The sequence below is a fragment of the Streptomyces sp. NPDC004721 genome (genome assembly GCF_053601495.1).
Genome location: NZ_JBSGBZ010000016.1, coordinates 86,604 through 108,486 on the forward strand (window position 1 = coordinate 86,604; position 21,883 = coordinate 108,486).

General features: G+C 68.2%; 19 protein-coding genes. 3 read left to right on the forward strand and 16 right to left on the reverse strand.

The window, feature by feature from the left end:
• The first annotated feature begins 84 nt into the window (after window positions 1-84).
• Window positions 85-669 (forward strand): helix-turn-helix domain-containing protein, encoded by a 585-nt coding sequence (locus ACWEK3_RS17125; protein ID WP_453249993.1) that lies wholly within the window; start codon window positions 85-87, stop codon window positions 667-669.
• A 105-nt stretch (window positions 670-774) separates the two neighbouring features.
• On the opposite strand, the gene ACWEK3_RS17130 is transcribed toward ACWEK3_RS17125, so the two are convergent.
• The gene (locus ACWEK3_RS17130) at window positions 775-1,470 is read right to left on the reverse strand and encodes an alpha/beta hydrolase (RefSeq protein WP_453249994.1); all 696 of its coding nucleotides are present in this window, start codon (window positions 1,468-1,470) and stop codon (window positions 775-777) included.
• Window positions 1,471-2,067: 597 nt separating this feature from the next.
• Between ACWEK3_RS17130 and ACWEK3_RS17135 the strand changes: the two genes are divergently transcribed.
• The gene (locus ACWEK3_RS17135) at window positions 2,068-3,219 is read left to right on the forward strand and encodes an MBL fold metallo-hydrolase (protein WP_450543084.1); all 1,152 of its coding nucleotides are present in this window, start codon (window positions 2,068-2,070) and stop codon (window positions 3,217-3,219) included.
• A 124-nt stretch (window positions 3,220-3,343) separates the two neighbouring features.
• Here ACWEK3_RS17135 and ACWEK3_RS17140 read toward each other — a convergent pair whose 3' ends face one another.
• The 15 genes from ACWEK3_RS17140 to ACWEK3_RS17210 all read right to left on the reverse strand — a co-directional run bounded on the left by ACWEK3_RS17140 (window position 3,344) and on the right by ACWEK3_RS17210 (window position 19,578).
• Window positions 3,344-4,162, reverse strand: coding sequence for a fumarylacetoacetate hydrolase family protein (locus ACWEK3_RS17140; RefSeq protein WP_453249995.1), 819 nt, complete (start codon window positions 4,160-4,162; stop codon window positions 3,344-3,346).
• A gap of 64 nt (window positions 4,163-4,226) precedes the next feature.
• Complete coding sequence (locus ACWEK3_RS17145; protein ID WP_450543088.1) at window positions 4,227-5,423, reverse strand: acyl-CoA dehydrogenase family protein; 1,197 nt, start codon at window positions 5,421-5,423, stop codon at window positions 4,227-4,229.
• Window positions 5,420-6,019, reverse strand: coding sequence for a flavin reductase family protein (locus tag ACWEK3_RS17150; protein WP_453249996.1), 600 nt, complete (start codon window positions 6,017-6,019; stop codon window positions 5,420-5,422). The genes ACWEK3_RS17145 and ACWEK3_RS17150 overlap by 4 nt, the downstream gene beginning before the upstream one ends.
• Before the next feature lie 100 nt (window positions 6,020-6,119).
• Window positions 6,120-7,499 carry a purine-cytosine permease family protein gene (locus tag ACWEK3_RS17155; RefSeq protein ID WP_450543090.1) on the reverse strand — a complete coding sequence of 460 codons (1,380 nt, stop codon included), beginning with the start codon at window positions 7,497-7,499 and terminating at the stop codon, window positions 6,120-6,122.
• Window positions 7,500-7,657: 158 nt separating this feature from the next.
• A complete protein-coding gene (locus ACWEK3_RS17160) occupies window positions 7,658-8,059 on the reverse strand; it encodes a RidA family protein (RefSeq protein ID WP_450543092.1) in 402 nt (133 codons plus the stop codon).
• An 11-nt stretch (window positions 8,060-8,070) separates the two neighbouring features.
• Window positions 8,071-9,621, reverse strand: a complete 1,551-nt coding sequence (locus ACWEK3_RS17165; protein ID WP_450543094.1) for an aldehyde dehydrogenase family protein — start codon at window positions 9,619-9,621, stop codon at window positions 8,071-8,073.
• Between the two features lie 57 nt (window positions 9,622-9,678).
• Window positions 9,679-10,101 (reverse strand): cupin domain-containing protein, encoded by a 423-nt coding sequence (locus tag ACWEK3_RS17170; RefSeq protein ID WP_281154397.1) that lies wholly within the window; start codon window positions 10,099-10,101, stop codon window positions 9,679-9,681.
• 3 nt (window positions 10,102-10,104) lie between these two features.
• Window positions 10,105-10,857 (reverse strand): RraA family protein, encoded by a 753-nt coding sequence (locus ACWEK3_RS17175; RefSeq protein ID WP_453249997.1) that lies wholly within the window; start codon window positions 10,855-10,857, stop codon window positions 10,105-10,107.
• Window positions 10,854-11,789, reverse strand: coding sequence for a VOC family protein (locus tag ACWEK3_RS17180; protein WP_450543100.1), 936 nt, complete (start codon window positions 11,787-11,789; stop codon window positions 10,854-10,856). The genes ACWEK3_RS17175 and ACWEK3_RS17180 overlap by 4 nt, the downstream gene beginning before the upstream one ends.
• 96 nt (window positions 11,790-11,885) lie before the next feature.
• Entirely contained in the window at window positions 11,886-13,451 is a 1,566-nt protein-coding gene (locus ACWEK3_RS17185; protein WP_453249998.1) for a 4-hydroxyphenylacetate 3-hydroxylase N-terminal domain-containing protein, read from the reverse strand.
• A gap of 418 nt (window positions 13,452-13,869) precedes the next feature.
• Window positions 13,870-14,775 (reverse strand): LysR family transcriptional regulator, encoded by a 906-nt coding sequence (locus ACWEK3_RS17190; protein ID WP_453249999.1) that lies wholly within the window; start codon window positions 14,773-14,775, stop codon window positions 13,870-13,872.
• A gap of 516 nt (window positions 14,776-15,291) precedes the next feature.
• The gene (locus ACWEK3_RS17195) at window positions 15,292-16,275 is read right to left on the reverse strand and encodes a hydroxyacid dehydrogenase (protein WP_450543146.1); all 984 of its coding nucleotides are present in this window, start codon (window positions 16,273-16,275) and stop codon (window positions 15,292-15,294) included.
• Window positions 16,276-16,391: 116 nt separating this feature from the next.
• Window positions 16,392-17,273: a carbohydrate ABC transporter permease gene (locus tag ACWEK3_RS17200; protein WP_450543105.1), complete on the reverse strand. Its 882-nt coding sequence runs from the start codon at window positions 17,271-17,273 to the stop codon at window positions 16,392-16,394.
• Window positions 17,270-18,241: a carbohydrate ABC transporter permease gene (locus tag ACWEK3_RS17205; RefSeq protein WP_450543107.1), complete on the reverse strand. Its 972-nt coding sequence runs from the start codon at window positions 18,239-18,241 to the stop codon at window positions 17,270-17,272. The genes ACWEK3_RS17200 and ACWEK3_RS17205 overlap by 4 nt, the downstream gene beginning before the upstream one ends.
• On the reverse strand, window positions 18,238-19,578 hold the full coding sequence (locus ACWEK3_RS17210) for an ABC transporter substrate-binding protein (RefSeq protein ID WP_453250000.1): 1,341 nt from the start codon (window positions 19,576-19,578) through the stop codon (window positions 18,238-18,240). The genes ACWEK3_RS17205 and ACWEK3_RS17210 overlap by 4 nt, the downstream gene beginning before the upstream one ends.
• 310 nt (window positions 19,579-19,888) lie before the next feature.
• Between ACWEK3_RS17210 and ACWEK3_RS17215 the strand changes: the two genes are divergently transcribed.
• Window positions 19,889-21,817 carry a DUF2264 domain-containing protein gene (locus ACWEK3_RS17215; RefSeq protein WP_453250001.1) on the forward strand — a complete coding sequence of 643 codons (1,929 nt, stop codon included), beginning with the start codon at window positions 19,889-19,891 and terminating at the stop codon, window positions 21,815-21,817.
• Window positions 21,818-21,883: the final 66 nt, after the last annotated feature.

The window sequence follows — 21,883 nt, forward strand, 5'->3', positions numbered from 1 at the left end:
ACCGTACAATGAAACGACCGCCTGCTGTCAACCAAATGACCGCACGGTCCATTCCAGTGCTCCACTCGTCAGGACGGTGATCAAGTGCCCGAGGCAGAAGCAGCCCTGCGCACGCTCGCGCACAACGTCAGGGCCGCACGCACACGCGCGGGCCTGTCCCTGGACGAGCTGGGCCGCCGCGCCAAGGTCAGCAAGGGTGCCCTGGTCGGGCTGGAGAAAGCCCAGGGCAACCCGAACTTCGCCACCCTGGTCCGCCTCGCCGACACCCTCGGTATCTCGGTGTCCGCACTGATGGAAGGACCGGCCGAAGGCCGGGTCCGAGTGGTGTCCGTCGATGCCGTCATGCCTCTGTGGGCGGGGGAGCAGGGAAGCGAGGCCCGGCTCATGCTGACCACCTCGGGACCGGCTCCGGTCGAGGTCTGGCGCTGGAGACTGGAGCCCGGAGAGGAATATCCCAGCCACCCCCACCAGGCCGGCGTCGTGGAAACCGTCAGCGTCACATCCGGCCGGATGACACTGATCGTCGACGGCACCGAGCATCCCGTCGAAGCCGGACAGACTGCCACCTTCGACGGTGACACCACCCACACCTACCGCGGCTCGGGCACCGAGACCTGCCACCTGATCATGACCGTTCACATCCCGCCCGGCCCCGGCTCCACAGCCTGACCGGCACGGACGCGACAGCCTGGCGGTGCGCGCACTCCGGTGCCGCCGGCAGGAGACCCCCTCGGGGGTGACGAATGCCAAGGGTGCGCCCCGGTCGGAGGTGGATCAACCCGTGGTGGCGAGTTCGAGGAGGTGCCGGGCTGTGCCGGCAGGATCGACGAGCTGATGGAGGTGTGAGCCGGGCAGTTGTGCCACACGCCAACCGCGTTGGCGCGCCTCGGCGGCGAAGTCGTCATAGGGAGGGCCGAACAGCAAGTAGGAACAGGCGTGGTCGTCCCAGCCGTCGGGGATCGGGATGTGCTGCTCGTAGTAGGACAGCGGCAGGGTGGGCTGCTCCTCGACGACTGTCCGCCGCACCCCCGGATCAGGGAACATGGGCGCGACGTCTGCCTCGTCCCACCAATCGGTCCAGCGCGGCAGCCTGCCGTTCACAGCCATCGGACGGAGGTACTCCAGCAACTCGGGTGAGGCGACAGGGGTCGGTCCGATGCGGGCCGGCAGCGCGGCATCGACGAAGATCGAGTTGGTCACCGGGTGGTCGAGGCCCGAGCGAATCGAGGGGAGAAACAAGCCTGCGTTGCTGTGTGCCACCAATGTGACGGGGCTGCCGGCCGAGACTTGCCGGAGGTCGTCGCGGACGGCACTGATGATGCGAGGCCAGAAGGGCGGAGCGCCGGCGCCGACGTGCAGCAGGGATGGCACCCGTACCTGGTAACCCGCCGCTGTCAGGTGTTCGGCCACTGGGCGCCAGGTCGAGGGACCTACAGACGGACTGTGCACGAGAACGAAGATCGGCTGCATGCGACGATCCTGTCGGCCATGCCGTGGGAGGCGCGACAGTCTTGGCCGACAGCAGAACGCTTCGCCGCGCCCTCCGGCACCGTCACGCCCGCGCAGGGCAGAAAGCTCGGCGAGCGCATCCGTAAAGTCGCCGTGTCGCAGTCCGGTGTTTCCCGCCTCCGAAGCCGAGCCATACAAAGTCCTTTGCCGCCCCCTATCGGTTTCTGTATGGGAGCGGGAGGGGAAGTCCGGCGCAGGTCTCGCGGAGCGATGAGGAATTGACGTGACCTGCATCACACGAGGGCTGGTTCACGCTTTGCCGCACCCTGCTACCGCGATCTGAAGCGGCTGGTCAGAGGTGCTCTTCGGGTTGCGTTGCGGATTCTTGGAGCAGCACCGTCCGACGCGCAGACGGCATATCAAGGCCTCTGACACCTATTGCTCTGCGTCAAACGGCCATGCGAGTCTTCCCGGCAATTCGACGCCACAGGCTGTTTCGGACCCGGATCGTTGTTCGATGAATGAGAACTTCCGACTACTTGCAATCCCGCAGCGGCCATGTTGCGCACTGTCAATGGCAGCCCGCAACCTCAGCCAGCCCACTACACATCAAGGCGGATGATCATGTGCAACCTGTGCGGTCCTGAATCTCCTGCCGATGCCGGAAGCGGGGTCGCCCGGCGCTCCGTGCTGGCCGCCCTCGGTATCTCTCCGGTGGTCCTCAGCCTCCCCGGCGCAACAGCGGCGGCGGCGGAAACCCGCACCGAGCCCTCGGGCCGGGGACCCGGCAAGGGCCGGCCGAGTGCGCTCGAACTGGTGCTGCTGGGCACCAAGGCGGGCCCTCCGATCGACCCGCTGCGGGCTGGGATCTCCACCGCGCTCGTCGTCGACGGCGCGACGTACGTGATCGACTGCGGGCGCTCGGCCGCTACCCAGTACGTGCGGTCCGGCCTCACGCTGGCGTCCCTGAGCGGCATTTTCATCACGCATCTCCACGCCGACCACGTCGCCGACTACTACAACTTCTTCCTCCTCGGGGGCAGCGTCCCCAACCAGGAGCACGACAACCTCACCCGCCCCGTCCCCGTCTACGGTCCCGGACCGGCCGGCGGGCTCCCGCCGAAGTTCGGTGGCGGACAGGCACCGACGGTCAACCCGGACAGCCCGACGCCGGGCCTGAAGGCACTGACCGACGACTGCCACGCGGCGTACGCCTACAGCACGAATGTCTTCCTGCGTGACATGGGCATCCAGGACATCCGGGCCCTTGCCGATGTGCACGAGATCGAGCCTCCCAAGGTCGGTGCCACTTACGAGAACACCGCGCCTGCGATGAAGCCGTTCGTAGTGATGGAGGACGACCGCGTCAAGGTCTCCGCGATCCTGGTGCCGCACGGACCGGTGTTCCCCTCCTTCGCCTTCCGCTTCGACACCGACCACGGTTCGGTCACGTTCTCCGGCGACACGACGTACAGCGACAATCTGATCGCCCTGGCCAAGGGCTCGGACGTGCTGGTCCACGAGGCGATCAGCGTCGAGGGGCTCGACGCCCCGGCGGTCTTCGTCGACCACTTGCTGCAATCCCACGTCGAGGTCCAGAAGGTCGGTCCGATCGCACAGCGGGCCGAGGTCGACATGCTCGTGCTCTCGCACATCTCCGAGGTCGCCCACAACCCGATCGACGTCCGGAAGTGGAAGAAGTGGGCACAGCGGGGGTACAGCGGCAAGGTGATCGTCGGCGAAGACCTTCAGCGGATCAAGCTGGCCTGACCCGACGCGAAGATCTGCGTGGCGCCGGCCTCCGCGCGGTGGATCCGACCGGCGCGCGAATCGGTCAGGTGGCCCGGCCCGGTGCGACCGCTGATCGGGCGCACCGGGCCGGCGGCACAGAGGCTCAGGTGATCGGGGTGGACACCGTGCCGATACCGTCGATGGTCACCTCGACCAGGTCCCCGGGCCTCAGATACCTCTGCGGCGTGCGAGCCCTTCCCACTCCACCGGGGGTGCCGGTGAGAATCAGGTCTCCGGGGTGCAGCGGCACCATGGTCGACACGTACGCGACCAGGTGAGCTGGAGTGAACAACAGGTCCGCGATCCTGTGCTCCTGGACCGGGGTGCCATTGAGCGTGGTGCGGAGAACGGCGGTCGCGGGGTCGAACTCGTCGGGCGTGGTCAGGACCGGGCCTACCGGAGTGGAACGTGCCCAGATCTTGCCCTGCAACCACTCCGTCGTGCGGTACTGCCACCCCCGCATGGAGATGTCGTTGGCCACCGTGAAGCCGGCGATGTAATGGCCCGCGTCTTCCTCACGCACCTTGTACGCGGTCCGTCCGATGACGACGGCGAGTTCTCCCTCCCAGTCCATCTCCGGATCCTCCGCCACGGCCGACACCGCATCAACGGGGCCGGTCAAGGTGTCGGCGAACTTCGCGAAGAGGGTGGGATGGGCCGGGAGTTCCCGGCCCATCTCCTGAATGTGGCTCGTGTAGTTGAGGCCGGCGCACAGCACCTTCGACGGACGCGGTACGACGGTCCACACATCGACGTCGTCCCCGCGGTGCCGGCGCCCGGTGGCGTTCCTCGCGATCCGCTGCCAGTCCTCGTCCGCCAGCAGGGAACCGACGTCGGCATGACCGGGGAGTTCGGTGAACTCATCACCGTCCAGGCGAGCTGCGCATGTCCCCTGGCGGGTGCGCACGGTTGCCAGTCTCACTTCATTCCTTTCCTGTTGCGCCGACGCCCTTGCTCGCGCCGGGACTCGCGCTCGGTCCGATGCCTCAGAGGCCGACGGCCGCCGGCTCGGGAACCACCAGATCGAAGAACCCCCAGTGCGACCCGGCGGGCAGTGTGCCCGACAGCATCCGGCCGCACTTCTGCGTCACTATGTGCGAGGAGCCCCGATGCTGGCTTCCGGCATGGCTGTCGCGGAAGAATCGCTGCAACGTGCCGTTCCGCATGACCTGCGCGCCCGCGAAACGGTGCACGAGCTGACTGATCTCCAGCGCGGTCCGGGTGGCCAGGCTGCACGCGAGCCGCGACATCGTCTCCTGCTCGTCGTTCAGCTGAGCTCCCGTCGCGAGCGTCGACTCGTTGTCGCGCCAGGTCTCACGCAGCAGCGCCATCGTGCCCCGGACATGCGAGAAGTGCCGTGCGAACTCCGCGAAGAACTCGTCACTGGTGACCGGGGAGCCATCGGAAGGGTCCTTGCGCCGGGTCAGGTCGCGCAACTCGTCGAGCATGCGCCGCCCGACGCCCTGGGACCAGGCCGCCTGGTGCAGGCCGGCCAGCAGAGCAGGGCTCACCCGGCTCATGCAGCGGCCTCGTCGCACGTTCTCCGGGCCGATGCCGAAGACGTACTTGTCCTCGACGAGCACGTCCTCGGCCCGGTAGTCGAGGCTCGCGGTCGCGCGCAGCCCCAGCATGTCCCAGTTGTCACTGATCCGCATGGCCGAACGGGGAACCAGGCAGACCAGCCGCTCTCCCGTGCCTTCGACCGTCACCGCCAGATTGAGGTGGGTGGCCATGGACACCCCTGGGGCGAACTTCCAGACACCGCTCACCCGATAGCCGCCGCTTTCCCGTACGGCTCGGCCGGTGAAGGCGGTCGACTGTCCCGTCACCAGCGGGTACGTGCCGTGGGCGAAGAGCTCACCGACCGCCTCGTCACTCAAGTAGGTGGCCGCTGTCGCCGTTTCACTCGTCAGGGCGCGCACCAGCCACCCCAGCGAGGCGTCGGCGTGGGACAGTTTCTCGATCACGTGCAGGATCTGCAGCGGGGAAGCCTCCAGGCCGCCGAGTTCGGCCGGCACCATCAGCTTGAAGACGCCGCTGTCGCGAAGTGCGTCCTGCACCACCGGTGTCGGCCGGCGCAGACGCTCGCTGTCCTTGGCCTCGCTCTGCAGGAGTGGGTAGATGTCCGTCAACTCCGCGAGCAGTCTGCTCGTTTCCTCGTTCACCTGCGTATCGACCATCATCGTCGGCCTCTCTCGGACTGTGCGCCCTCACCGGCGCTGCGCTCGGCGTCTTCGGCCAGAGCGCCCCACTGGCCGCGGTAGAAGAGCAAGGGCCGGGTGTCGTCCTGCTGGCCGTAGGACAGCACACGCCCCAGCACGAGGACATGGTCGCCGCCGTCGTACCCCGCCCACGGCGTGCACTGGAAGTACGCCAGCGAGCCGTTGATCCGTGGCGCCACGTCGTCGCCGACCCATTCGATGCGGTGGGTGTCCTGCGGCTTGCCCGCGAACTGCAGAGCGGTGGCGAGTTGGTCGTCCCCGAGCACGTTGACCGCGAAGGGCCGCTCGAGCAGGTAGGTCAGTGCGCGCGAGGTCCGCTGCATGGAGACGAGCACCAGGGGTGGGTCCAGGGACACCGAAGTGAAGGAGTTCACGGTGATCCCGTAGTAGCTGTCGCCGGACCGATAGGTGAGGACGACGACTCCGGTGGCGAAATTTCCCAGCGTGTTGCGCAACTGACGAGGATCGGCGAGCGATGGTACCGCCGCGCTGGACGCCAGGGTCCTGGCGGCAGCGGCTTTCTCATAGATCTCCGAGTCCCACATGATCTCGGTCATCCCGAGGCCTCCTGGATGAATCGTGGGTCCGGTCCTGGGACAGGACCGGGGGTGAGGGACCGGCAGCCACGTGCCGTGGGCCGTGGCTGCCGGCCGGGGGTCAATGGGCCTCTTCCAGAGCTTCCTCGCCCGCGACGAACGTGGTGCCGGTGCCTTCGGGCAGCCAGTTCCGCAGCACCGGGTAGACGGCGAGCGCCAGCACGAAGGACACCAGGAAGCCGAGGGTGAAGACGTCGGTGGCCATCAGGATCACGCCGACCGCGGCGGACAGGACCAGCGTGACGACTCCGGCCCAGTTCCACTTCTCGACTCGGTGGCTGGCGCTGTCGAACCGCGCCCGGCGCACCAGGTAGTAGTCCGCGATCATCACGCCGCACATGCCGAGCGTCATGGCGCCCAGGTACGCCAGGTACTGGGTGAACTTCTCCAGGATTCCGGCGGCGATCATCACCAGGGCGATGATGTTGCCGACGAACACCATCGCCGCCCGGCCCGGCTTCCTGCCGGTGAGGGAGTCGATCAGGTTGACCAGCGAGAGTGATCCGGAGTAGGCGTTGATCGCCTGGGCCTTGGCCTGGGCCGCGTAGATGGTGACGAAGCCCATCCAGCCCGCGAAGATGACGAAGAAGGCACCTGTGTTCTGCATGACGAACGTGTTGCCCGCGACAGCGGCCGCCTCCGGGCCCATGCCCTTGTTGTGGGCCATCAGGTAGCCGATGACCTGGGGCATGCCGCCGATCACGACGAGGGAGCCCAGGACGGTCATGACGATGTTCTGGGTGACCGGGCCGGCCACGGCCAGGACCGTCACGTCGCGCCCCGTGCGGCAGTAACGCGCGAAGTCCGTCGTGACCAGAGCGATGGTTCCGGCCGTGGCGCCCATGACCGAGACCGCGGACTCGAATCGCGGCCACAGGCCTCCGGGGACGACTCCCGCATAAGTGAACACGTCCATGGGGTTGGCGCCTTGGATCACATAGATGTCCACGATCATGTAGATCGTGACGAGCAGTGTGACGGCGATCAGGACGCCGGTGGCGCGCAGGGCGAGTTTGATGCCGAAGATGGCGAGCCCGATCCACAGCAGCGTCATGCAGCCGTAGATCAGGATGCGCCATCCCCACGAATCGGGCAGGCCGAACATCAACAGCGTGCCCTGGTACAGGAGGGCGGCCTCGACGGCGAGGAAGCCGAGAATCATGAACGCGAAGACGATCGAGCCGATCGCCGAGCCCTTGAAGCCGAATCCGAAGAACCGGGAAGTGATGGTGCTCGACATACCGGTTTCGAAGGCCATCCGTCCCAGGGCCTTGCCGAGGCCCACCGCGAAGGCCGCGACGAGGACACCGACGATCAGGCCCACGGTGAAGCCGGCGAGCACGACGGTGAAGCCGGCGATGGCGAAGACGACGAGGGCGGTGGCGACGCTGACCGGGCTGAGGGCGAGTTGGTAGCCGCTCCTGCGCTCTGCCAACGGCACGCTGACCAGGGCATGGTCTTCCGCCGCAGCCGCCAGTGTCGAATCAGCCGGTCTGGGATTCCTGGTGTAAGAAGACACAGTGGTTCCTGTCCTTGTGAGAAATGTGGCGCCTGCGGCGGAATTTCCATGGCCGGACCCGCCCGATGTCGCCGCGAGGATCAGTCCGCGCTGCAACCCGCTACGGCGATGGCCTCGATTTCGAGGAGAATCTCGGGCTTGGCGAGGGCAGAGACCTCGACCAGCGTGCAGGCAGGGAAGTCGCCGGAGAAGAACTTCTGACGGGCCTTCCACACCTCGGCGTTGTCACTGATGTCCGTGACGTAGATGGTCATTTTGACGATGTCGTCCATGACCGCGCCCGCCGCCTCGACCAGGTCCTTGATCTTCTGGAAGACGACCGTGGCCTGTTCGTAGGAGGTCTCGCCGAGGACAGTCTCCCTGTCCTGCCCGCGGGCGGTCATTCCGGAGACCATGATGAGCTCGTCGATCCTCAGGCAGTTCGACCACATCTTGTCCGCCGGCTCCCGCACGGCGGCGGAGTAGATACGCTGCTTCTTCATCGCTGTTGTCCTCAGAGGTCGATGCGGTTGTCCCACGCGGACGTTCCGCCCCAGTTCACGCACACGCTCTGGCGGCGCATGAATCCCTTCCAGGCATCCGAACCGGCGGTACGACCACCGCCGGTTTCCTTTTCGCCGCCGAAGGCGGAACCGACATCGGCACCTGTCGTGCCCATGTTGACGCGCACGATTCCGCAGTCACTGCCCCGAGCCGACAGGAACGTTTCGATGTTGGTCAGGTTCGTGCTGTGCATGCCCGAGGCGAGCCCCTGGGCGACGCCGTTGTGGATCTCGATGGCCTCCTCGAGATCGTCGTAGGTCAGCACGGAGACGATGGGCACGAAGGACTCCGACTGGGCGATCTCGAAGTGCGGCTCGACACCTGTGACGATGGCCGGCTCGACGTACAGACCCGGGCGGTCGATCACGTTGCCGCCGTACGCCACGGTGGCGCCCTCGTGCTCGGCACCGGCGAGGACCTTCTGGTAGTCCTCCACCGCACGCTGGTCGATCAGCGGGCCGACCACGGTGTCCGGGTCGCGCGGGTCACCGATGGTGATCTGGTCGAAGGCCTTCTTCAGCAGCTCGACCAGCTCGTCCGCGATGCTCGCGTGGGCGATGACACGGCGGGTGCTCGTGCAGCGCTGACCGGTCGTGCCGACCACGCCGAACGTCAGTGCCCTGGCGGCGAGTTCCAGGTCGGCGGTCTCGTCGACGATGCAGCCGTTGTTGCCCGAGCACTCCAGCTGGTACCGGCGGCCCAGTGTCGAGCCGACGATCTCGGCGACCTTGCGCCCCACCGCCGTGGAACCGGTGAACGAGATCATGGCGACACGAGTATCGGAGACCATCTTCTCGGCGACGGCGTTGTCGTCGGGGATGAACAGGGAGAACACACCCTCGCAACCCATCTCCGCCGCAGCCTTGTTGACCAGCTTCTGCACGGCGATGGCGGTCAACGGCACCTTGGGGCTCGGCTTCCAGATCACCGTATTGCCGGCGATCGCGGAAAGGAACCCGTTCTGCGCCCAGACGGCGGCCGGGAAGTTGTACGCGCTGATCAGCCCGACCACGCCCAGCGGCAGCCACTGGTCGTACATGCGGTGCTCGGCACGCTGGGACTGCTGGGTGAAGCCGTACATCATCCGCGCCTGGCCGGCGGCCAGCGTCGACATGTCGATCGCCTCGCGGAGCTCGCCCTTGGCCTCCATCGTCGACTTACCGGTGTCCAGCGAGACGACAGCGGCCAGGCCTTCCAGATTCTCCTCAATCAACTGGCCGATCCGGCGCACGAATTCACCGCGCCGTGGCGGCGGAACCATCCGCCACTTCTTCTGGGTCTCGACGGCGGCGGCCACGAGCGTCTCGTAGTCCTGTCCGTCCGAGGCCGCGACCCGGCCCACGACCTCGCCGTCGGCGGGACACTGCGCCTCGACGACCGGGCGGCCCTCGACGGCTCCCCAGCCGAGCGAGTCCGCGTAGGTGCCGGAATGCACCTGGTCCAGGCCGAATTCAGCCAGCACCTTGTCGGCGTCGAACAGAGTCTTGGTGGTTTCGCTCATCATCGCTTTCCATCAACGTTGCGAGTTCGGCAGGAATACGTCGGACGGTTCTGCACCTCACCCCTTGGCAAGGAAGTCGCCGATCGTTTCGTCCGTGTGGTATTCGGGCTTCTCGTAGTAGTGCGGGCCGTCGTAGATCTCGATCAGCACGCTGCGCTCGTGCGCCAGGGTCGGACCGTGCGGGTGGTCCTTCGGGTTCATGTAGAACGACCCGGGACGCAGCCGGAGACCGGAGTCGGTGTACTCGTAGTCGCCCTCGAGGCAGTACATGAACTGGTTCGAGGCGTGCGTGTGCTTGGTCGGGATGGTGCCGCCCCGCTGGTACTCGAGGAGGGCGATGCTGGCGCCGGTGTCGGGGTTCTTGTAGAGGAAGTACTGACGGAACCCGTAGTCGGGATAGTCGATCCAGTCCTCGTCCTTGAGGTCGGCGGCATGGATCAGCACCTCGAGCGACTTCATGGTCGCGGGGTTGATGTCCACTGTTCACTCCAATCCCGGGCGGCCTGCGGCCACCCACGCTTCGTATTCCTGGAGGCTTTCGGGTGTGGCGGGAAACAGTCCGAAGAGGGACCGGCCCCGCTCGAGTTCACGAGCCGCGAACTCCTCGTACGCGGTGGCGTCGGCGGCTTCCGCGGCGATCTCCGGGGCGAGTTCACGGGGAATGACCACGACGCCGTCGCCGTCGCCGAGCAGCACATCGCCGGGGTAGACCGCCACTCCGCCGCACCCGACGGGTTCGTCGAGCGCGACCGGATGCAGGGCGATGGGGGTCGCTCGGGGCGCGTTGTCCCGCTGATAGCACGGCAGGCCCGTCCCCCTGATGGCCTCCGAGTCCCGGTAGCCGCCGTCGGTGACGACGCCGGACACACCCCGGTGCTTCAGCCGCGCCGCCATCATGTCGCCCATGGACGCGGCAGCCGTGCAGCCGAACGCGTCGATCACGAGCACCGCGCCGGGCGGGCACTCCTCGATCGCCCGACGGTGCAGGTTGTCGCTGCTCGAGTAGGTGGCGAGGGTGTCGAGATCCTCGCGTGCGGGGATGAACCGCAGGGTGTAGGCCGGGCCCACCAGCGGCTGCTGGCCGGCCGCCAGCGGCCGCACCCCGGCCATGATCACGCTCCGCAGGCCGCGCCGGAGCAGCATGTTTGCCACGGTGGCCGAGCCCGCCCGCGTCAGCTGCGCCCGGACCGGTTCGGGCAGTGGTCCGGCGAGGTCCGCGCTCGCTGCGGCGGTCACTGGAAGAACTCCAGGGGCGGGCGGTTCCCCCACTGGGTGGTGTCGCTGGCGGTGCCGTTGAACTTGGTCGGCCGGTGGTTGTGGTCGACGACGTCGCCGTCGGTGTAGTGCTCGATGCGGAAGCCGAAGGGGTCCTTCCAGTAGTCGAAGATCTGGCTGCCGAGCAGATGGCGGCCGACTCCGACGTCGAGGGAATATCCCTGCTGGATGAGGTAGTCGTGCGACGACATGACGGCGTCCATGTCGGTGACCTCGAACGCGCTGTGGTGGATTCCGGCCCAGTCCGACTGCAGGACGAGCATGAAGTGGTGGTCCACGAGCTGCTCGCCCAGGTCCAGCCGGACGAAGGTGCCGACGACAGGCCCCTCCTCGCCCGGCGGGACGAAGTAGTCGGAGGGGAGGAAGTTGAAGCGTTCGTTGAGCCAGGCCATGGTCTCGTCGTGGTTCTTCACATGAAGCACGAAGTGACCCAGGCGGGCGATGGTGCACGGCGCGACGGGCTGGCGGACGACGGCGTTCACCCGGTTCTTGTCGCGGATGTTGTTCATCGCGAAGGGTTCCCGGTCCGGGATCGGCTCGGCCTTGCGCCGGCCCCGGACCGCCCGGATCTCGAAGCCGTCGGGCGTGGTCATCGCGACCTCGTGGCCGCCGCCGGGCTCCGTCGACTCGCGGACCGGAGAGGACCCCGGCATCGCGGCGAGCTCGACGAGGTCGTCGTAGGTCGCGACCTCGATCGACGCGCCGACGAAGCGCTGTTTGTCGGCCTTGCGGGTCACATGGATGTGATGCTGGGTGCCCGTTCCCCGCATGTACAGGGTCCGGTCGTCGCTGCCCTCGGCCGGCACCATACCGAACGCGGTCAGGAACTTCTCCATCACCTCGAGATCCGGTGCCTCGTAGGTGACTTGGGCAGCATCAATAGCCGTAGCCACGGGTCCTCCTGGGGTGGGTGAGAGCATGGCGACGGGTACGCTCCGGCGTCGCCGAATGATCGGGGCTCCCTCTCGGCAGGGAGCCGCGCGGGGCCGTCAGCCCTTGAGGATGCTGACGTCGTCGGGATTGCGCAGGTCCGAAACCGTCCAGCCGTCCAGGTCGTACTCGTCCATGGCGCTCTGCGCGAATTCCTTGCAGTAGTCGAGCAGACCGCTGCCCCGTGCGCCGAACAGGTTGGTCTGACGCGTCACGTCGTTGCTGCCGATGTAGTTGATCTCGTACAGCTCGTGGCGGGCTCCGAACTCCGTACCGATGGAGTCCCAGAGCATCTTCATGACCTTGACGCGCTCCTCGGCGTCGATGCCCCCCGTACCGCGCAGGTAGGTGTCCAGATAGCCCCGGATCTCCGCGGTCTTGAAGTCGTTGGCGTGGGAGTTGAGGTAGATCAGCCCACTGGCCACGACCTGCTCGATGATGTTCTTGATCTTCGGCATGGCCAGCTGGTTCATCACGCGGTAGGCGCCGGCGAACTGCGGGTCGGGCTGGATCATGCCGCCCTTCCACGGCACCGCGCTCTTCGCCATCGCGTCCGACAGCGCCCAGAAGGTGTTGCGCCAGGCGATGACCTCGCCGAGCTGGGACATGACCCCGTGGAACGAGCCGGCCCCGGTGACATCGAGGGCGCGGGACAGCATGCCGACGAGGAAGTCCATCTTGACGGCGAACCGGGTGCACCCGTGCAGGGAGGCGCGCTCCAGGTAGCCCGAGTGGATGTTGTACTTGTTCGCCTGTTCCAGGTCGTTGTAGATGAACGCGTTCTCCCAGGGGATGAACACGTTGTCGAGGACCAGGATCGCGTCGTTCTCGTCCAGTCGGCTCGACAGCGGGTAGTCGAACGGGCTGCCCAGCACGGACGCGCGGTACTCGTTCGAGGTGCGGCAGAGCAGCTTCACGCCGGGAGCGTTGGTGGGTGTGATGAACACCGGGGAGAAGGCCGGGTCCTGCACGGCGACCTGGCCCACGTGACCGACGAAGGTGTGGTGCGTGAGGGCGGACCCGGTGGCCACCACCTTGGCACCGGTGACGTAGAAGCCGGCGTCGGTCTCCTTGGTGACACGGATGAATACGTCCTTGCCCGCGTCCGGACCGAGGCCGCGGTCGACCGGCGGGTTCATGATGGCGTGGTTGATGTACCAGGTCTTCTCCTGGGCCTTGCAATACCAGTTGCGCGCGTTGTCCTCGAACCCCCGGTAGAACTCGGCGTTGGCGCCGAGAGTGCCGAGGAAACAGCCCTTGTAGTCGGGAGAGCGGCCCATCCAGCCCCAGGTGATCCGTTGCCACTCGGCGATGGCGTCGCGGGAGGCCACCTGCTCCTCGACGCTCTTGGGCGCCTGGTAGAAGCGGTGGGTGAAACCTCCCCACTCCGTCGGCGCGGTGAGGATGTCCTTGCGCGCCGGGTCGTGCAGGGCGTCGTACATGCGAGCGATCATGCGAGCGGAGTTGCGGAAGGCGGGGTGTTCGGCGACGTTCTCCACCCGCTCCCCGTAGATCCAGACCTCGCGGCCGTCGTCGAGGCTTTCGAGATATTCATCTCCGGTAAAGGGGAGATACTCACCGCCGGCAGGGCTCTGTGCCGACTGATTCGCGTTTCCCGCCGTCATTGACCGGCCCCTTCTTGTCGTTCACGGAACCGGGCCGAGCCATCGGTTCGTGCAGCCAAGGCGCGGGCAGCGATCGCACGAGGGGTTTTCTCTCATCGATCCGAAACGGCCCGCGCCGTCGAATTGCCGGGAAGACTGACACGGCCGCACGGCACGGGCAATAGAAAACGGAAGGGCCCAACGACGCTCGAGTGCGCCGACCACCGGCCTACGGGCCGATCGGCACTGGAGCCAGAAACCGCCTCTGAGCTGGCGTTTCAAGCGTTGACGCGGGTTCCGCTACGGAGCGGATACCGGCTCGCATGTGGCGCACGTCACATGGATTCGGTGGTTGATCACAGGGATGTGCTCTTGATTTCACCCTCCCTTTCCATATAGGGCGCAGTAGGGGGGTGCATAGTTCCACGTATGGCTGCTCTCACCGTCCGAGCGCGCGGCGATGCTCGGTAACGGTTCGAGTGGCCTGCAGCCAGCGGTCCATGAGAGGAGTAATCTCTCCTCCGCGCTTCCACAGCAGGGTCGCCTGCATGGACCGGAGCCATTCCGGGGGGTCGAGAAGCGCCACCGAATCACTCGATCCGGCAATGCGCTCGGTCACGAGCGCGACACCCAGCCCGGCGGCAACGAAGGCTACTGCCGTCTGCGGCGTGGATACTTCGATGACCTCGAAGGAGTCGTCGCCCGACAAGGCTTTCTCCGCGGCGTCCGGCATACCCCAGAACGCGGAAAGCCGGGACGGCAGGATCCACCGGCCCCAGCCCTTGCCATCAGGACGGGATTCCTTGGCGCGATATCTTGGCACGGCGAGCTTGACGTTGATGTCGATAATGGGGCACCAGTCACAGCCCTCAGTGACGAACCTGGCGAATTGCGTGGGACCGAACGGGACGCAGCCCATGTCCAAATCACCGGACAGAACACCTTGAACAACAAGGTCGGGAGTGACATCAGCCAGCGTGACGCGCGCCTTGGGGGCCTGGTCGAGGAACTCTGCCAGTACGTCCGCGATGATTTCGTTGATGACCATGGGTTCCACGCCGATGTGCAGATCGCCGATTGCGCCCCCGCCCATCAGTTTCAGCGTCTCCACGACTCGGTTTCGGTCCGCTACCAGACGTTCGCCCCTGGAGAGGAGGTGGAGGCCTGCCTGGGTGGGGTGCACGCCTTTCGCGGTTCGCTCGAGGAGGCTCACTCCGAGCTCCCGCTCCAGCTTCGCGATGGCGTGACTCAGCGGCGGCTGCGTCATGTGCAGATTCTTGGCGGCCTGGGAAACCGAGCCAGCCTCGACGACGGCTCCGAAGTACTCGAGTTGGCGAAAATCCATGCCCTCTAGATGTCATGACTTCTGCGGAATGTCAACAGATCAGCAACCGGCTTGGGGAAGGTTCTGGTCGGATGAAGTCGTGGGAGTGGCGCTCTTACGATCAGGCCGTGTCCGACCCGCTACGGGGTGCCGCCGGCTGAAACGGACCGGGCCGGTCTGGCCGCCGCCGGTATTGAACAGCCGCCCATCCCATTCACCGCCGAACGAATTACGGTGCCGGGCAGAGGAGGAATGGGCACGGCTCAGTGGCGCCCAGCCTGAGCCGGTGAAGCAGGTCCCGCCTGCGGATCCACTTCATGGGTCACCTCGGGTGTCGCAGCGGCACGGATCCGCTGCCTCGCACCCCCGTGGACACACCGTTTACCCGACCCTGGTCGGGCCGTCGGGCGGCACTGGCCGTCCGCGGCAGTTGCGTGAGGCGGTATCCGTCTCCGTGGCGGTCGGTGAAGCCGGGAGCGGGGGCGTCCCGGAAGACGCCCCCGCTCTGCGCCGGACCGGAGTGGGTGTGCGGCCTTGTCAGGCCGAGCGGGTGGTCTCCTCGTGCAGCACGGGGTGGGCGAAGGGGAGGCCGGCGGTGTAGCGGGCGAGTTCGTCCGCGGCTGCTGCCGCCATGCGGTGGAGTTCGCCGCCGAGGGAGCCGGCGACGTGCGGAGTGAGGAGGACGTTGGGCAGGTCGTACAACGGGGAGTCAGCGGGCAGGACTTCGGGGACCGTGACGTCGAGAACCGCGTTGAGGCGGCCGGTGAGGAGTTCGTCGACCAGGGCGTCCTGGTCGACGAGGGAGCCACGGGAGGTGTTCACCAAGGTCGCGTCGTCGCGGAACAGGGCGAGCCTGCGGCGGTCGATGAGGTGCCGGGTGGCGGGAAGTTCGGGGGCGTGGACGGTGACCACGTCGCTGGCCGCGCACAGCTCGTCCAGCTCCACCGAGCGGGCGCCGAGGAGTTCGGCTTCCGTCGCGTCCACGTAGGGGTCGTGCAGGAGCAGGTCGAGGTCGTGCGGGCGGAGGAGTTCCAGGACGCGGCGGCCGATGCGGGAGGCGCCGACGACGCCGACCGTACGCCGGTAGTTCCCGACGTGGGGGTAGGCGGTCAGCCAGTCGTGCTCGACGCCGCGCCGGGCGCGGTAGTCGTCCCGTAGGCGCAGCAGTTGCTTGTTGGCGAGGAGGACCATCGCCACGGTGTACTCGGCGACGGGCAGGGCGTTGGCCGAGGCCGCCGAGGTGACCTGGATCCCGCGCCGCCAGCAGGCGTCGGTGATGTGGTGCTTGACCGATCCGGCGGCGTGGATGACGGCTCGCAGCGCGGGCGCCCGGGCGAGGACGTCCTCGCCCAGCGGCGGGCAGCCCCAGCTGCTGACGATGACCTCGGTCTCGCGCAGGGCCGCGGCGGCCCGCGGGTCGTCGAAGTCGTCGACGACGAGGGCCGGGTCGAGGTCGGCGAGCGCGGTGAGCCGGTCCAGGGTGGCGCGGTCGATCAGCCGGCCGGCGAGATCGGCGTGCATGGCCAGCAGGGTGCGCGGACGCCGCCGTCCGGAGGCGGCCGGGTTCGGCAGCGCGGCTGGTGCGGTCGGGGGGTTGGACACTCGGTTCTCCGGTACGGGTGTGGCAGGGGCGGACGTCACTTGACGCTTCCCGCGGTCAGGCCGGCCTTCCAGTGGCGCTGCAGGGCGATGAAGGCGATGACCAGCGGGACGATGCCGAGCAGGGAGCCGGTGACGACCAGCGGGTAGTACTCGGGGAAGGCGTGGGTCTGGGTGTTCCAGCTGTACAGGCCGAGACTGAGGGGGAACAGCCGGTTGTCGGACAGCATCACCAGGGGCAGGAAGAAGTTGTTCCAGATGGCGGTGAACTGGAACAGGAAGACGGTGACGAGTCCGGGCATCACCATCCGCAGCCCCACCGACCAGAAGGTCCGCAGCTCGCCGGCGCCGTCCATGCGGGCGGCCTCCAGCACCTCGCCCGGTACGTATCCGGCGCAGAAGACGCGCGCCAGGTAGACGCCGAAGGGATTGACGAGGCTGGGGACGAACACGGCCCAGAAGGTGTTGACGACGCCCAGCTTGGAGGCGAGCAGGTACATCGGCAGCGCGAGCGCGGTGGTGGGCACCAGCACGCCGAGCAGGACGAGACCGAACAGCTTCTCCTTGCCGGGGAAGCTGTAGACGTGGAAGGCGTACCCCGCGCAGACGCAGACGAGCGCGCACAGCAGGGCGCCGATCCCGGCGTACAGCAGGGAGTTGGCGTACCAGCGGAAGTAGACGCCGTCGCCGGCCGTGGCCAGGGCGTGCAGGTTGGCGCCGAGGTGCCAGGTGGAGGGGGTGAGGGTACGGCCGCCGAGCAGGTCGCCGGTGTTCTTGGCGGCGGCGGTGAGCAGCCAGGCGAGCGGCAGCAGGGTGTAGGCGGTGGCCAGTACCAGGGCGCCGTTGACGGCGGCCTTGGACAGCGACCAGGGGCGGCCCTTCACGCGTGCGGTGCCGGGCTGTGCGGTGGCGGTGGTCATGCGGCGGCCTCCGTGGCGGGCTGGGGCCGGTCCTCGCCCCGGGCGCGGGTGGCCCGGGTGACGACGAAGGAGAGCGCGGCGGCGGCCAGCGCCAGCAGGACCGAGGAGGCGGCGGCCAGGCCGTAGTCGTGCCGCTCGAAGGCCGCGGTGTAGGCGTACATGTTGGGGGACCAGGTGGAGACGACGCTGGGGGTGGTGCCGTGCAGGATCATCGGCTCGGTGAACAGCTGCAGGGAGCCGATGACGGTGAACAGGCCGACGACCGCGAGCGAGGAACGGATCAGCGGGATCTTGACGCTGAGCGCCGTGCGCAGCGGCCCGGCACCGTCGACCACGGCGGCCTCCAGGACCTCGCGCGGGATGGCCTGCAACGCGGCGAAGAAGATCACCATGTTGTAGCCGGTCCACTCCCACACCGCCATGTTGACGACGGCCGGCAGTGGATGGCCCAGCAGGTCGGCGCGGGCGCCGAGCGAGTTCAGGGCGCCGATCACCGGGCTGATGCCGGGCGTGTAGAGGTAGATCCAGACCAGGGTGGCGATGGTGCCCGGCACCGCGTGCGGCAGGAACAGGGCGAGCTGGAAGAACCGGCGGGCCTTGACCAGGGTGGAGTCCAGCAGCAGGGCCAGCACCAGCGCCAGGATCATCATCAGCGGGATGTACAGCAGGCAGTACTGCGCCAGGTTGAGGAAGCCGCCGCGGAAGGCCGCGTCGCCCAGTGCCCGGGTGTAGTTCCCGAGTCCCGTGAAGACGGTCTCGCTGCCGCCGAAGCCGAGGCCGGAGCGGTGCTCGGCGTAGAGGCTGAGGTAGACGGCGTAGCCGACCGGCACCAGCGTGGCCCCGGTGAAGAGCACGAAGAACGGCGCGAGCAGCACGGCGGGCGCCGCGTACCGCCGCCGCCGGACGGCAGCGGTACGCGAGGGCGCGGCGGAGGCCGCGCGGGTGTCCGTTGGAGCGGTTGGGGTCACGGCGCGGAGACCTTCAGACCACGGTTCTTCAGCTCGGCGACGGTGTCCTTCTGCGCGGTCGCGAGGGCCTGGGCGATGGTGCCGGAACCGGAGGAGAGCTTGCCGAAGGCGTCCTTCAGGGAGTTGTTGGTGACGCCCATCGCCGGACCCCAGGTCCACTTCTGCTCGATGGACTCGGCGGCGTTCTTGTAGACACCGTAGATGTCCTGCCCGCCGTAGAAGTCGGCCTTGAACGCCTTCGCGGCCACCGGCACCAGCGCGGGGTCGGCCGGGAAGGCGGAGGAGTCACCGGAGGAGATCCGGGCCTGGATGCCCTCGGCGGTTGTGGTGGCCCAGGTGGCGAACTCGACGGCGGCCTCCGCCTTCTTGCTGTCCTTGGAGACGGCGAAGGTGGTGCCGCCGAGCATGCCGCTCGCAGGAGTGCCGTTCCAGGACGGCAGTGGGGCGACGGCCCACTTTCCGGCCTGGTCCTTCGGAAGGGTGCCCTTCAGCACGCCGCCGCCCCAGGACGCCCCCAGGTAGCCGGCCGTCTGGCCCTTCTGCAGCGAGGCGGTCCACTGCTGACTGAACGAGGGCTCGACGCGGACCAGGTCGTCGTTGATCATCTTCTGCCAGAAGTCGGCGACCTTCTTCGTCTCGGGCGCCTCCAGGCTCACCTGCCAGGTGTCCCCGGCGGTGCCGAACCACTGGGCGCCCGCCTGCCACGCCATCGCCTCGAAGGTGGTCGGGTCGTCGGGGAAGAACGTGGCGATACGGCTGCCGGGCTCGGCCTTCTTCAGCTTCTCGGCGGCCGTGCGGAACTCGTCCCAGGTCGTGGGCGCTTTGATTCCCGCCTTGTCGAACAGGTCCTTGCGGTAGTAGAAGGCCTGCGGGGCGGCGTCCAGCGGCAGCGCGTACGTGGCACCGCCGAGAGTGGTCAGCTGCACCGCCTGCGGCAGGTACTTCGCCTTCAGGTCGGCGCCGACGTACTTGCCGATGTCCTGGACGGCCCCCTGGCTGACGAAGTCCGGCAGCTGCGGGTACTCGACGTTGAACACGTCGGGGGCGTTGTGGGCCTTGACCGCGTTGGAGAGCTTCGCATAGCCGCCGGCCGCGCCGGAGGGGATCTCCTCGTAGCTGACGTGCACGTCCTTGTGGGAGGCGTTGAAAGCGTCCACCACCTGCTGGGTGCCCTTCGCCCAGCCCCAGAACGTGATGTCGACGGGCTTGCCCGAGCCGGACGACGGGCTGTCGCCGTCGCTGCCGCAGGCGGCGAGGAGGGTGACGGACAGCGCGGCGGCGGTGAGCGCGGCGGCGGCGCGGAGGGCTGATCGACTGCGGGTGGAGGCAGCGGACATGGCTCGGCTCCTGGGAGACGGGACGGGTGGAGTGTGCCCGGTGCGGAGCCGGCGGCGGGAAGCCGGCCGGGCTCCGGGGCCGTCGGGCCCGGGTACCGCACATCTTGGGAACGCTTCAGATCGAAGTCAATACCTTTCGATCGAACGATCTCATATGATCAGGAGGGAAGGGAGATGCTCATCGCGGATGTTCTGCGGATTTGTGGCGCCGGCAGGCTGCGGAAGCCCCGTGTTCAGATCATTCGATCGATCGCATTGACGATCGATCGGTCGACTTCTAGATTCGGGACCCCGAGCAAGGAGCCCCGCCATGCCGCGCACGTCACTCCCACCCGAGGACCGCTCGCTCAGCCCGTACACGGGCTGGACCCGCGCCCACTGGGAGGCCGTGGCGGACGGGTTGCTCACCGCGGCGCTGCGGCACGCCGGGCCCGGCCACGCGCTGATCGCGCTGCCCGGCCCGCGCCCGAGCTGGTCCGGCCCGCGCTCGGACGCGCTGGAGGGCTACGCCCGCACCTTCCTGCTGGCCGCCCTCCGCGTCGCGGGCGCCGGCGGGCAGGACCCGCTGCGACTGCTCGACCGGTACGCCGAGGGGCTGGCCGCGGGCACGCGGTGCCCCACCGGGGAAAGGGAACTGACCGGTCGCGACCCGGTCGCCTGGCCGGCTGTCACCGACCGGGGACAGGCCATGGTGGAGGCGGCCTCCGTCGCGCTCGCCCTCCGTCTGACCCGGCCCTGGCTGTGGGACCGCCTCCCCGCACGGACCCGCACCCGCGCCGCCGACTGGCTCGCGGGCGCGCTGCGCCACACCCCCGTCGACAACAACTGGTGGCTCTTCCAGGTCACCGTCGGAGGCTTCCTCGCCGAGACCGGCCACCACACCGAGGCCGCCGAACGCGCCGTCGCCCAGGGCCTGTCCAGGATCGAGCAGTGGTACCTGGGCGAGGGCTGGTACACCGACGGACGGCCGCGCGCCTTCGACCACTACAACGGGTGGGCCTTCCACCTCTACCCCGTCCTGCACGCCCACCTGGCGGACGACAGACGGCTGCTCGACCGCTACGGCACCCGGCTCGCCGCCCACCTCGGGCAGTACGCGCACACCTTCGGGGGCGACGGCGCCCCGCTGCACCAGGGCCGTTCGCTCATCTACCGGTTCGCCTCCGCCGCCGCACCGTGGGCCGGCGCCCTGACCGGCCACACCCCGCTGAGTCCGGGCACCACACGACGGCTGGCCTCCGGCACCCTGCGCCACTTCCTCGACCACGGCGCCGTGGACGACGACGGCCTGCTCACTCTCGGCTGGTTCGGTTCCTGCCCTCCGCTGGTGCAGCCGTACTCGGGCCCCGCCTCGCCGTACTGGGCGAGCAAGGGCTTCCTCGGCCTGCTGCTGCCGCCCGGCCACCCCGTGTGGACGGCCGTGGAGGAACCCGCACCGGCCGAGCGCGGCGACGCCGTGGTCCCGGTGCGCGGAGCGTGCTGGCTGATCCAGTCCACGTCCGCCGACGGACTCGTACGCGTGCACAACCACGGCAGCGACAACCAGCCGGCCGGCGAGGTCCTGCCGGACGACCCGCTGTACGCGCGCCTGGCGTACTCCACCGTCACCGGGCCGGCCTTCGAGGGCACCGCCGACAACCACTTCGCGCTGCTGGACGGCGGCGAGGCGAGCGAGCGCGGCCCGATCGTCCCGCTCGGCACGGGACCCGGCTGGGCGGCCTCCGCACACCGGCCCCGCGTCGGAGGTGCCGAACTGCCGGGCGTCGGCGTCACCTCCCTGGTGCTCGCCGACGGAGCCGAGGAGGTCCACGCGCACCTGGTCACCGGCGCCGCCAGCGGGACCCGGGTACGGCACACGGGATGGGCCGTGGCCGGGAACGCGGTGGAGACGGCTGTGACCGGCGACGGAGCACGGATACGGGTCACCGGGTCCACGCTGGTCTCCGAGGCCGTCGCCCTGCACGGCCTGGACACCGCCACGACCGAGCCCGTGCCTGCGGGCACCGCGTTCGGGCCCGCGGCGGCCGTCCCGGTGCTGACCGGCACGGTCACGGGGGAGGAGTGCCTGTTCGTCTCGGTGGTGCGGCTGAGCGGAGCCGGGACCGCGCCGTCGGCCGCGCGGGTCGCGGTGGAGGCCGCCCCGACGGGGCACCGGCTGCGCGTGCACTGGCCGGACGGCAGCCGTCGCGAGGTCCTCATCCGCGCGGACGAGGTGACCGTCGCCTCCGACGGGGACTGATCAAATTACTGAGCAATAGATCAGTAATGTATCGAACGCTAGACTCGTGGTGAGTCAGATCAGGGA